Source organism: Nocardiopsis sp. EMB25 (assembly GCF_026797795.1).
Lineage (GTDB): Bacteria > Actinomycetota > Actinomycetes > Streptosporangiales > Streptosporangiaceae > Nocardiopsis > Nocardiopsis lucentensis.
In genome coordinates this window covers 5324038-5335781 of the sequence record NZ_JAMTDN010000001.1, presented here as the reverse complement: position 1 = coordinate 5335781, position 11744 = coordinate 5324038, and the positions used below count along the sequence as shown (strand labels likewise).

Here is an 11744-nt window from a genome sequence, read left to right as displayed (position 1 = left end):
CCTCCGGCACGCCCCTCCCCGCGCACCCCGCAGCCCGAGCCGAGAGGAACGCCGATGAGCCTCCGCGTCGTGCACCGGCCGACACGGACCGTCCACCCCGCTCCGGTTCAGGAAACCCACGAGGTGGAGGCGCCGCCCACCCTTCCCGACGGCAAGGCGCAGGGAAACCCCCTCATGTCCATCCTCCCGATGGTGGGCATGATGGCGTCGCTGACGATCATGATGGTCATGCGCAACCCGGCGTTCATGGCCCTGGGCGGCGTGCTCCTGTGCGTCGCGCTGCTGGGCGCGCTCGCGATGCTGTTCTCCCGCCGGGGGCAGGTCGCCCGGCAGCGCCGCAACCAGCGGGAGCTCTACCTCCAGTACCTGGAGGAGCTGCGTGAGGAGCTCAGCGGATGGGAACAGCGCACGCGTGCCCACGCCCGGCTCCTCGATCCCCCGCCCGAGGCCCTCTACGACGTGATTCGCGACCCCACGCGGCTGTGGGAACGCCGTCGCAGGCATCGCGACTTCCTGCGGGTGCGGGTCGGGACGGGGCTGACCGAGGGGCGTCTCCTGCGGCTGGCCGAGCAGGGCACCGCCCTCACCCCCACCGATCCCTTCATGCTCTCCGAGGCCCAGGCCGCGATCCGGCGGTTCGAGTCGATCCCGGAGATGCCGCTCACCCTGCCCCTGGACATGGCCGGGAACGTCAGTGTCATCGGCGAACGCGACGACGTGATGCGCCTCGTCCGCTCCCTGGCCGCCCAGTTCGGCGCCTTCCACGCGCCCGAGGACGCGGGCCTGGCGGTCTCCTACCCGGCCGACAACGCCGACGACTGGACCTGGCTGCCGTGGTTGCCGCAGGTCCTGGACCCGCAGCGGCGCGAGGGCGGCGCCGCGGTCCGCCTCATCGCCCCGGACCCCGGAAAGCTGGGCGGGCTGCTCGCCGACGAACTGCGTTCGCGCACCGACTTCGCGTCGGAGGTGCGACGGGGGATGGGCAAGCGCGAGGCGTACCAGATGCTCCGCCGTCTGCTCGTCGTCCACGACACCCACGGCAGGGTCGCCGCGGAACTGGTCCGCCCCGACCACGCGCTCGACCCCGCGGACCTGGGCGTGACCGTGCTGCACCTGGTGTCGCGGCAGATCGACGAACCCAGCGACGTCAACGTCCGCGTCACGGTGACCGGTGACCAGGTCCGGGTCGAGGAGTTGCGCGGAGCCGACCCCGTCGTGACCACCGGCACCGTGGACGACGTCTCCGCGGCCGCCCTCATGGGCCTGACGCGTATGCTCGCGCCGCTGCGGCTCTCCCCGGAGTCGGTCGAGGAGAGCGCCCAGGAGGGCGGCAACGTCGACTTCCCCTCCCTGATGGGGGTGCAGGACCCCGGTTCGATGGACGTGCAGCGCCTGTGGTCCCCACGCAGTGAGCGCGCGTTCCTGCGGGTACCCATCGGCGTGGACGACATGGGCCAACCCGTCGTCCTCGACCTGAAGGAGTCCGCGCAGCTGGGCATGGGCCCGCACGGGCTGTGCGTGGGCGCGACGGGCTCCGGCAAGAGCGAGATGCTGCGTACCCTCGTCCTGGCGCTCGCCGCCTCGCACCCGCCCGAGCGGGTGAGCATGGTCCTGGTCGACTACAAGGGCGGCGCCACCTTCGCCCCGTTCGAGGACATGCCGCACGTGGCCGGTGTGATCACCAACCTGGAGGACGACGCCGCGCTGATCGAGCGCGTGTACTCCAGCCTGTCGGGCGAGGTGCAGCGCCGCCAACAGGTGCTGCGCGACGCGGGAAACGTGGCCAACATCGGCGACTACACGTTCAAGCGCGAACACGACCCGAGCCTGCCGCCGCTGCCGCACCTGCTCGTCATCATCGACGAGTTCGGCGAGCTGCTGACCGCGCGCCCCGACTTCATCGAACTGTTCCTGTCCATCGGTCGGATCGGCCGGAGCATCGGCGTGCATCTCCTGTTGTCCAGTCAGCGCATCGAGGGCGGCAAGCTGCGCGGTCTGGACACCTACCTCTCCTACCGGCTCGGCCTGCGGACCTTCTCCGAGGAGGAGAGCCGCACCGTGCTCAACACCCCCGACGCCTTCCATCTGCCGTCACTGCCCGGTTTCGGCTACCTGAAGGTGGACACCAGCGTCTACCAGCGGTTCAAGGCGGGCTACGTGTCCGGCCCCTACCGCGGCCCGGTGGCCGAGGAGGAGGACGACACCGCGCCGTCGGTGCGCCCGTACACCGCCTACAACCAGCAGGACGACACCTCGGCGGTGAAGGAGGCCGAATCCGCCCCGGAGGAGTCGCCGATGCCCTCCCGCACGGTCGGTCCCACGCTGCTGGACGTCATGGTCGGCCAGTTCTCCCGGCACGGGGAGCGGACACGCGAGATCTGGCTGCCGCCCCTGCCGCCCGTGACGACGCTGGACGCGGTGGTCGGGGAGCCCGAGGAGACCGAGCGGGGGCTGCGGCTCCCCGGCGAACGGGGGTACCTGCGGATCCCGATCGGGCTGCTGGACGACGCCACCAAGCAGTGGCAGGGCGTGTGGGAGCTGGACCTGACCGCCTCGGGCGGGCACGCGGCGGTCATCGGCGGCCCGCAGAGCGGCAAGACGACCCTGCTGCGGACGCTGGTCCTGTCCCTCGCGCTCACCCACACGCCGCAGCAGGTGGCCGTGTACGGCCTGGACCTGGTCGGCGGCGGGTTGCAGTCCCTGGCCGGACTGCCGCACGTGGGCGGCGTGGCCGTGCGCACCGACTCCGAGCGCGTGCGGCGCACCGTGGAGGAGCTGCGCGGCATGCTGGACCACCGGCAGCAGGTCTTCCGGGACCGGGGGATCGACTCGGTGCAGCAGCTGCGGCGCATGCACGCGCGCGGTGACGTGCCCGAGCTGGCCAGCGCCGACGTGGTGCTGTGCGTGGACGGGTTCGGCGCCATCCGCAAGGACTTCGAGGACATCGACACGATGGTCACCGACCTGTTGCAGCGCGGCGGCGGGTACGGCGTCCACGTGGTGGCGGGGATGCTGCGGTGGAACGACGTGCGCATCGCGGTGCAGTCCAACTTCGGGCAGAAGGTGGAGCTGCACCTGAACGACGCGTCGGAGTCGACGATCGACCGCAAGCTGGCGGAGACCGTCAGCGCCAAGGCACCCGGCCGGGTGCTCACGGACGCGGAGCTGTTCGGGCAGGTGGCGCTGCCCCGGTTCGACGGCGTGGCCGGTGACGAGGACCTGGGCGAGGTCGTGGAGGCCGCCGTGCGCTCCGTGAACCGGGCGTGGAAGGGCAAGCGGGCGCCGGAGGTGCGCATCCTGCCGCACGAGCTGTCGGCGCGCACCCTTCCCACCCGGGACACCGAGCCCAAGAAGGTGCCGATCGGGGTGGACGAGCGGGCGCTGGAGCCGGTGCTGCTCGACCTGTTCGACAACGACCAGAACCTGCTGGTCCTGGGCGACGGCGGGTGCGGGAAGACCAACCTGCTGCGCCTGGTCGCCGAGGGGCTCGTGGAGCGGTACAGCTCCGACGAGGTGGTGTTCGCGGTGATGGACCCCCGGCGCACCCTGCGCAACGTGGTTCCCGAGGAGTACATGGGCGGCTACGCGAGCAGTCCGCGGGTGTGCGCGGGGCTGGCGGGCGGCGTCGCCAAGGAGGTGGAGGGCCGTCTGCCGGAGGACGGGGACCTCGACGCGCTGGAGCCGGGGTCGATCAAGGGCCCCCGGATCGTCGTACTGGCCGACGACTACGACGTCCTCACGACGGCGGGCCAGAAGCCGCTGGCACCGTTCGTGCCGTTCGTGTCCAACGGGCGCGACATCGGCCTGCACTTCGTGGTGGCGCGCCGGGTGGCCGGTGCGGGGCGCGGTCTGTTCGATCCGCTGGTGCAGGCGATCCGGGAGATCGGTACGGGCGCCCTGGTGATGTCGGGTGACCGCAGCGAGGGACAGCTGCTGCCGCGGCTGTACGCCTCGCCGCAGCCGCCCGGGCGCGGCAAGTGGGTGGCGCGCGGCGGTTCGGCCCGGCTGATGCAGACCGCTCTGCGGGGGCCGGGCGACTCCGGCCGGGGGTGACACGACCACGGCGGGACGGGCCCGGCCCGCACCGCCTACTCGGCCGCCGCCAGGCCGAGGAGCGGCAGGCACGGCTCCAACCCCGTCACGGTGACCGGTACCGTGCGGTGCTTCTCCCAGTCCTGCCTGGTCAGTCTGTACCCGTGTTCCACGACGGCCTGACCGCGCACCGCCGTCAGTGAGGCGCCGTTCGGCCGGTACCCGAGTTTGCGCGACACCCGCTCCGAGGCCGTGTTCCCCTCCAACACCGCCGTCTCCGCCGCCACCGCGCCCAGCTCCGCGAACGCCAGGTGCAGCACGGCCGCGCGCATCTCGGTTCCGAACCCCCGTCCCTGGTGGCGGCGCCCCAGCCACGACCCGGTGCTCACCTGGCGGGTGATCGCGAAGTCCCGTGCCCCGATGTCCTGGATCCCGAGCACGGTGTCCTCATGGACCACGACGAGGTTCAGGCTCCACTTCTTCGGCCCCACCTCGGCCATCCGTGCCAGGTTGTACTGCACCGCCCTGAGCCCCACCTCGGTCGGGGTCCCGTCGGTCCACGGCTCGGCGAAGGGCATCGCATCCGTCTCGTGGATCCCGCCGGCGGCGGTCTGCGCCAGTCGCCCGAGGTCCTCCGTGCCGGGCAGCCGCAGTTCGAGTCGCGGGGTGGTCAGGCGCAGTCCCATCGGTGGGAAGTAGGTGCTCAGCATGCGCCGATTCTCCGCCCCACGGAACCCGCGCGTCACCTGGTTTTCGCGCACCCGACCGCCCGTCCCGCCCGGAGCGGCGTCCCTCAGCCCGTCCCCCGCAGCTCGGTCAGCAGCTCCCGCAGGGCCTCGGCGGCCTCCTCCGGCGCGGTCTCGCGCACCGTCCAGCCGCGCATCCGGGCGAGGCGCGCCACGTGCGCGCGGGACGGATCGGTGAGCAGGTAGCCGCACGGAGCGTCGGGCCAGTCCGCGACCATCGGCAGGCGCTCGGACCGGTAGGCGGGAGGCTCGCCCGACCGGCGGCCCTCTCCCCCGTCGCCCACCGCGCCCTCCGGGCTCTGGGCCCGCTCCAGTTCCGCACGGGTGGGGCTGCCCGGTTGGGGCAGGAGCGCGTCCACCAGGACGTACCCGAACACCGGCCGGTGCGCGGCCCGCTGCGCCGCGCCCACCGCGCCGACGAGGGGGCCCGCGTCACCCTCGCCGACCAGGGCGACCGGACTCGCCGCGGCCACCAGACGATTGATCTCCATGCTGGCGCGTGCCACGTAGCGGGCCGCGTGCGGCGGTGTCTCGTCTCCGCCCGTCTCCGGCCGGATGGGGGTGACGCCCCGGTCGGCCAGCCGCTCCGCGAGGCGGGGGAGGCGTGAGGGACGTCCGAGGGGTGGGGGAAGAAGGACGGCGATCACGCGGTGCCGCCACCCCGCGTCTCGTCTCCCACCCACGCCAGATACGACGCGTTGCCTCCGGTGACCGGGACGGCGACGACCTCGGGGACGTCGTAGGGGTGCACCTCCACCACGTGCGCGGTGAGACCGTCCACCCGATCGGCGGAGGTCTTGGCGACCACCATCCACTCCTCGTCGGTCTGGACCTCGCCCTCCCAGCGGTAGAAGCTGGTGATCGGTCCGCTGACCTGAGCGCACGCGGCGAGACGGTGCTCGATCAGCGACCGTGCCACCCGTTCGGCGCCCTCCCGGCTGTCAACGGTGGTCTCCACCCGGACGATGCCCTCGGGTCCTGGCACGGCCACCCCTCCTCACCTGGACGGCGGCGTCCGCGCCGGGCCGCCCGGTGTTCTAGGCTCACTGATCATGAGCGAACGTGATGAACTCCTGCGTCAGATCAACGATAAGGCGGTCGTCCGCGGGAAGGTGACCCTGTCCTCCGGAATGGAGGCCGACTACTACGTCGACCTGCGCCGGGTGACGCTGGACGGGGAGGCCGCGCCGCTGGTCGGCTCGGTCATGTTGGACAACGTCGCGGACCTGGAGTTCGACGCCGTGGGCGGGCTGACCCTGGGAGCCGACCCGGTGTCGACCGCGATGCTGCACGCCGCCCACGCGCGCGGCCGCAGGCTGGACGCCTTCGTGGTGCGCAAGGCGGGCAAGGCGCACGGCCTCCAGCGCCGGATCGAGGGCCCCGACGTGAAGGGGCGGCGCGTCCTCGCCCTGGAGGACACCTCGACCACGGGCAACTCGGTGCTGACGGCCGTGGAGGCGCTCCGGGAGGCGGGCGCCGAGGTCGTGGCGGTCGCGTTGATCATGGACCGCGGCGCGCGTGAGCGCGTGACCAAGGAGGGGTTGGAGTACCGGGCGGTGTTCGAGGCCTCCGACCTGGACCTCTGAGCCCAGGTACCGGTTCCGTCGACCCGGTCACGGGTCGACGCGCACGAGTGTCTCCGTATCCGGCGCGGAGCGTTCCGACGGCGGGGTCGACGGCCCCGCCGTCGACGCGTGGTCAGCCGTCGATGGTGAAGGTGTAGCCCTCACTGCGGTCGGAGATGTCGCGCTGGTTGCCGTTGACGAAGACCTCGACCGCGGCGGGATCCTCGATGGTGACCTCGAGGCCCGCCTCGGGCGCCTCGGCGTAGGTGATGGAGCTGCCCTGCCTGATCACCTGATCGTGCAGGACGTCCCCGCCGGGTTCCCGGACGAAGACGTTGCTGGACTCGCCGATGACGCGCACGTAGAGCACGCCCATGTTCTCCGGTTCCTCCCCGTCGGAGGAGGCTCCCGACGCGTTGGCGCTGACGCTGGCGCCGTCACTCGGCAGCGACCGATAGAGGAAATAACCTCCGAGGGCCACCAGAGCGACCAGGAGCAGGACGGCTCCGACGATGGCCATCACCTGGCCAACGCCGCGCGGATCATTCCTGTGCCTTCCCACGGCGTTGAATGTAGCGTGTATCACGGCAAAAAGCGACAGCAGACGCCCGAATACCTCACGTGATCATCAATCCGGCCACTCTCGTACGCATCGCGCACGATCCGAAGTCCGTGCTGGACGCGGCTTCCGAGAAGCAAGCCCACGAACTGCGCTTACGTGCCTACTTTGGGTCAATTTGGTCTAGACCTGTTGAACGGCTCCGCACATTCGGGATACTGGATTCACACCTGGTGGACACCCCCGGACGCGGCCCTCCCCATGGGCCATCCCCCCGGCGGCCGGCCTCCACCGGGGCAACGCACGTGGGGTGCCGCCGGGCGAAGGACCGGCGGCCGCTCGCTCCAGGCCGATTCCAGGGAGAGTAAGCATGCCCATCGCCAGCCCCGAGGTCTACACCGAGATGCTGAGCCGCGCGAAGTCCCAGGGCTTCGCCTACCCGGCGATCAACGTGACCTCGAGCCAGACGCTCCACGCCGCCCTCCGCGGCTTCGCGGAGGCGGAGACCGACGGCATCGTCCAGATCTCCACCGGCGGCGCCGAGTTCCTCTCCGGGGCCTCGGTCAAGGACATGGTCACCGGTTCCGTCGCCTTCGCCGAGTTCGCGCGCGTGGTCGCCGACAAGTACCCCGTGAACGTCGCCCTCCACACCGACCACTGCCCCAAGAACAAGCTCGACGGCTTCGTCCGGCCGCTCCTGGAGCTCTCCAAGGAGCGCGTCGGCCGCGGCCAGGAGCCGCTGTTCCAGTCCCACATGTGGGACGGCTCGGCCGTCGACCTCGAGGAGAACCTCCAGATCGCCGAGGAGCTGCTGGCCGCGTCGAAGGCCGCCAACACGATCCTGGAGATCGAGGTCGGTGTCGTCGGCGGCGAAGAGGACGGCATCGTCGGCGAGATCAACGAGAAGCTCTACACCACCCCCGAGGACGCCCTGCGTACCGCCGAGGCCCTGGGCCTGGGCGAGAAGGGCTACTACATGACGGCCCTGACCTTCGGGAACGTGCACGGCTCCTACAAGCCGGGCTTCGTGAAGCTGCGCCCGGAGGTGCTCAAGGAGGCCCAGGACGCGGTGGGCCAGAAGTACGGCAAGGCCAAGCCGTTCGACTTCGTGTTCCACGGCGGCTCCGGCTCGACCCTGGAGGAGATCCACGAGGCCATCGAGTACGGCGTGGTGAAGATGAACATCGACACCGACACGCAGTACGCGTACACCCGTCCCGTGGTCGACCACATCATGCGCAACTACGACGGTGTGCTGAAGGTCGACGGCGAGATCGGCAGCAAGAAGGTCTACGACCCGCGCTCGTACGGCAAGGCGGCCGAGGCGGGCATGGCCGCGCGCATCGTGGAGGCGGCCCAGCAGCTGAAGTCCGCTGGCAACAAGATGAAGTAGGACCGACCGACGAGGGGGTTCGCGGGTGCGCCCGCGAACCCCCTTCGCGCTTTCCGCAGGTTTTCCACAGTCCAGAGCTCAAATACACGGAATATCTTGGCCACATTACCCAACAAACCATGACCAATCGCCCATCGGGAAGAAGGTTGTCCACACCCCCGTTTCAGCGGTGCGCGCCCGGGAATTCTTCTCAACGCCCCTACCCCTCGGCGGAGAATGAGGAAAATTGAAGACCAGGAACAGCATCACGCGCACCCTGGCGGTCGGCGTACTGGCGGTGGGTACCGCGCTCGTCGGAGCCTCCACGGCGGCGTCGGCCGGAACCGACACCGTGGCCAACCGGGCGGCCGCGGCGTGCGGCCTCGGCGCCGCGAACCCCGGCCAATACGGGAACCTCATCTCGGGGACAGGGTCGCGCACGGAGTGCAGCGGAACGGTGACTCTCACCGTCGAGGTCCGTAAGCACCGTCGTGCGTGGCCCGATTCGTCCGTGGCCGAAACCACAAGGACCAATTTCTCATCTGGAAATCTCACGGCGCACGGCAACTGCGAGGGAAACGGAACGTACTTCACCGAGATCCGGAGTTCGACCGGAAACAAGCTGTCTTCCGGGCGCGTCAATCGATGCTGATCGATCCGGGCTAAAAAGCCCGACCGAAATCCCCCGGCCAACACATGAGTTCGAGAGTGGAAACGGACGAGCCCATGCGCGTCACCGCTGAGGACCTGAATTTCGGGTACCGGCGTGGGAGAAGGGTCCTGGATGGCCTCTCCTGGACCGTCGATCCCGGTATCACCGGACTGCTCGGGCCCAACGGGTCGGGGAAGACCACCCTGTTGTCGCTCCTGGTGACGCTGCTCCCGGTCAGAGGCGGACGGTTCCTCGTCGGTGACCACGACCTGGCCACCGCGGGTGGACGGGAAGGCGCGCGGAGGGCGTTGGGGTTCGTGCCCCAGCGCTTCTCCCTCGCCGGTGAACTCACCGTGGCGGACACGGTCGCCTACGCGGCCTGGGCACACGGCCTGAGTCGGCGGGAGTGCGGGGCGGCGGCCCTGCGGGCCCTGGAGCTGGTCGATCTCGCCGATCTCGCCCGGCACCGCACCCGGACGCTGTCCGGAGGCCAGCGGCAGCGGGTCGGCATCGCGGCCGCGCTCGCCCACGACCCCGGAGTCCTGGTCCTGGACGAGCCCACGGCGGGGCTCGATCCCGGGCAGCGGCTGCGTGTCCGCGAAGTCGTCGCCCGGCTCGGCCGGGACCGGACCGTCCTGGTCTCCACCCACCTCATCGAGGACGTCGCCCACCTGTGTTCGCGGATCGGCGTGCTGGCGGGAGGCCGGATCGAGTTCCACGGAACCTTCCCCCAGTTGGAGGCGATGATCGAGGACACCTCCGCGGGAAGCGCCTACGGCTCCGGCTTCGAGCGTGCCTACGACCGGCTGATCACGCGGATCGGGGAACGCGCATGACATCCACCTGCTCCCGAACCCGGACTTCGGTCCTGTTCTGGCCGCTGCCGCCGGTGTTCGTCCTCGTCCCGGCCGCGCTCATCCTCGTGCTGACCCTCGCCGACACCTGGAGCCAGCTGTCCTGGCGGGCGCTCGACTGGGTGTACCTGTCCGCGGAGGTGGGCACGCGGGCCCGACTCCCCGTCGTGGTGGCTGCGGGGGCCGCCGCCCTGGTGGGCGCCCGATTCACCCGGCCCGGCCTGGTGTTCGCCCAGCGCTGGCAACCACGCGTGGAACGGGACGTTCCATGGCGCCACTGTGCGGTGGTGACGGGCTGGTGCCTGACCGCCTACCTGGTGGGGCTGCTACCCCTCTCCCTCGCCGTCGCCGCGTACGGAGCGGGGGTCCCGGATCTGACCGCCATCGCGGGCGCCCTGACCGGCTTCGCCGCCCTGACCCTGTTCGGCTACCTGTGCGGTGTCACGCTGCGCGGCCCGCTCGCCGTCCCCGTCGCGGTCGGCCTGGTGTTCCTCCTCGCCAGCCTGCCCCTGGTCTCGGACGCCTGGAGCTCGCTCTCCCTCCAACTGCCCGTCTCCCCCTCCCTGGGCACACGGGAGAGCACGGCCGTCGGCCCCTACCGGATCGGGTTCTTCCTGTTGCTGGCCGTGGCGCTCGCGTGGACGGTCGCGGCACTGCTGCGGACTCCGCGACGATTCTCGGCCGGATACGGCCTGGCCGTCGCCGCCGTGGCCGTGGCCGTCGTCCTGCCGCACCTGCGACCGTTCCCGCTCCTGGCCCACGCCGGGGACGGCACCGAGGTCTGCTCTGAGCGCGCGGGCGTCCGCTACTGCGTCCACGAGGGGCACCGGGACGAACTCACCACGATCGCCGACCTCTCCGTCCCCATCTTCGACGCACACGGCCTCGCGGACGCGGCGCCCGACGAGGTCCGCGACCTCAGCCTGGCCGAGAGCGACGGTGAGGTGCTAAGTCAGGATCAGCAAACACTATGGCTGCGTGTGTACCCGGGATGGGAGCCGGAACAGGAGGTGCCCTCGGCCGCCGCGGAGTGGCTGGTACCCGATGTGTTCCGCTGCGGGTCCGGCGGCGTGGCCAGTCTGGCGGCGGACGCACCGCCCGAAGCACGCCGGGCCGCCGTGCTTGCGGACCTTCGGACCTGGTTGATCACCCGTGCCCACGAAGACGGACCGGTCGACGACGGAGTGTTCGCCGGAGCCGCCCCCGAGCGGGTTCGGGAGTGGATCCGGCGGAACCCCGAACGCCTGTCGACGTGCGACGTGGATCCGGGGGAACTGCCGTGGCGAACGTGATCACGCGCCCCTCGCTCCTGCCGATGGCCGGGGCCGTACTCACCGCCCTGGCCGCCGCGGCGCTCGGTCTGGCGGCGGCGGGCACCGTGGTACCGGTGGCGGTGGCCGACTGGCCGCACGAGGAGCAGCGCGTCCCCGTCGCGGAGCTGTTGTGCGTGTGTGCGGCCTCGGCGGGAGCGTGGTGGAACCGGCCCCGCCTGTGGGTCTGGGAGCGCCTGGGCGGTGTCCGCACCCGGCTGCGCGCGGCAGCGGTGGCCGCGGTCGGTGTGGCGCTCCCCGTACTCGCGATCCTGGCCGTCCTGCCCACGGCGTTGACGGTCGACCACCGGTGGCTGATGGTCACGAACGTCCTGTTCGCGGCTTCCGCCGTGTATCTGCTGACCCCCTTCCTCGGCCCGGTGGTCGCGGGGGCCGCCGTGCTGGCGGGCGTGTTCGCGGGCGCCGCCGCCTGCAACCTCGCCCCCGGGCTGAACCGGGTGGTCCCGTACGCGTACGCGGACGGCGACGGGTGGGTCGCCCCGGAACTCCTGCCGCCGGGCACGGTGTTCGGCCTGGCCGTCACGGCGGCCCTGGCGGCGGTGGCCGTCCACGCCGCCACCCGGGGCGCCACCACCCGCGTGCATCTGAGGGCGGAGGCCGAGCGGTGAGGCCCGCCCGATGGCAGGATTGGGC

Annotated in this window: 11 protein-coding genes; 7 read left to right on the top strand and 4 right to left on the bottom strand. The window is 71.2% G+C overall.

Annotated elements, in window-relative coordinates; all coding sequences use genetic code 11:
* Window positions 1-54: 54 nt before the first annotated feature.
* Window positions 55-4053 (top strand): type VII secretion protein EccCa, encoded by a 3999-nt coding sequence (gene eccCa, locus KIK06_RS23655; RefSeq protein WP_268645150.1) that lies wholly within the window; start codon window positions 55-57, stop codon window positions 4051-4053.
* A 35-nt stretch (window positions 4054-4088) separates the two neighbouring features.
* On the opposite strand, the gene KIK06_RS23650 is transcribed toward eccCa, so the two are convergent.
* The 3 genes from KIK06_RS23650 to cutA form a co-directional block, all read right to left on the bottom strand.
* Window positions 4089-4742, bottom strand: a complete 654-nt coding sequence (locus tag KIK06_RS23650) for a GNAT family N-acetyltransferase (protein WP_268645149.1) — start codon at window positions 4740-4742, stop codon at window positions 4089-4091.
* 83 nt (window positions 4743-4825) lie between these two features.
* Window positions 4826-5425, bottom strand: coding sequence for a hypothetical protein (locus KIK06_RS23645; RefSeq protein ID WP_268645148.1), 600 nt, complete (start codon window positions 5423-5425; stop codon window positions 4826-4828).
* Window positions 5422-5769 (bottom strand): divalent-cation tolerance protein CutA, encoded by a 348-nt coding sequence (gene cutA, locus KIK06_RS23640; protein WP_268645147.1) that lies wholly within the window; start codon window positions 5767-5769, stop codon window positions 5422-5424. The genes KIK06_RS23645 and cutA overlap by 4 nt, the downstream gene beginning before the upstream one ends.
* Before the next feature lie 61 nt (window positions 5770-5830).
* Here cutA and pyrE point away from each other — a divergent pair, with 61 nt between their 5' ends.
* Window positions 5831-6364 (top strand): orotate phosphoribosyltransferase, encoded by a 534-nt coding sequence (gene pyrE, locus KIK06_RS23635; protein WP_017599151.1) that lies wholly within the window; start codon window positions 5831-5833, stop codon window positions 6362-6364.
* A gap of 112 nt (window positions 6365-6476) precedes the next feature.
* Here pyrE and KIK06_RS23630 read toward each other — a convergent pair whose 3' ends face one another.
* Window positions 6477-6863 (bottom strand): RodZ domain-containing protein, encoded by a 387-nt coding sequence (locus KIK06_RS23630; protein WP_017599150.1) that lies wholly within the window; start codon window positions 6861-6863, stop codon window positions 6477-6479.
* A 409-nt stretch (window positions 6864-7272) separates the two neighbouring features.
* Between KIK06_RS23630 and fbaA the strand changes: the two genes are divergently transcribed.
* The 5 genes from fbaA to KIK06_RS23605 all read left to right on the top strand — a co-directional run bounded on the left by fbaA (window position 7273) and on the right by KIK06_RS23605 (window position 11719).
* Complete coding sequence (gene fbaA / locus KIK06_RS23625) at window positions 7273-8295, top strand: class II fructose-bisphosphate aldolase (protein WP_017599149.1); 1023 nt, start codon at window positions 7273-7275, stop codon at window positions 8293-8295.
* Window positions 8296-8521: 226 nt separating this feature from the next.
* A complete protein-coding gene (locus KIK06_RS23620) occupies window positions 8522-8926 on the top strand; it encodes a hypothetical protein (protein ID WP_268645146.1) in 405 nt (134 codons plus the stop codon).
* Between the two features lie 74 nt (window positions 8927-9000).
* Window positions 9001-9762, top strand: a complete 762-nt coding sequence (locus KIK06_RS23615) for an ATP-binding cassette domain-containing protein (RefSeq protein WP_268645145.1) — start codon at window positions 9001-9003, stop codon at window positions 9760-9762.
* On the top strand, window positions 9759-11072 hold the full coding sequence (locus KIK06_RS23610; protein WP_268645144.1) for an ABC transporter permease: 1314 nt from the start codon (window positions 9759-9761) through the stop codon (window positions 11070-11072). The genes KIK06_RS23615 and KIK06_RS23610 overlap by 4 nt, the downstream gene beginning before the upstream one ends.
* Window positions 11060-11719 (top strand): hypothetical protein, encoded by a 660-nt coding sequence (locus tag KIK06_RS23605; protein WP_268645143.1) that lies wholly within the window; start codon window positions 11060-11062, stop codon window positions 11717-11719. Before KIK06_RS23610 ends, KIK06_RS23605 begins: the two co-directional genes overlap by 13 nt.
* Window positions 11720-11744 lie beyond the last annotated feature (25 nt).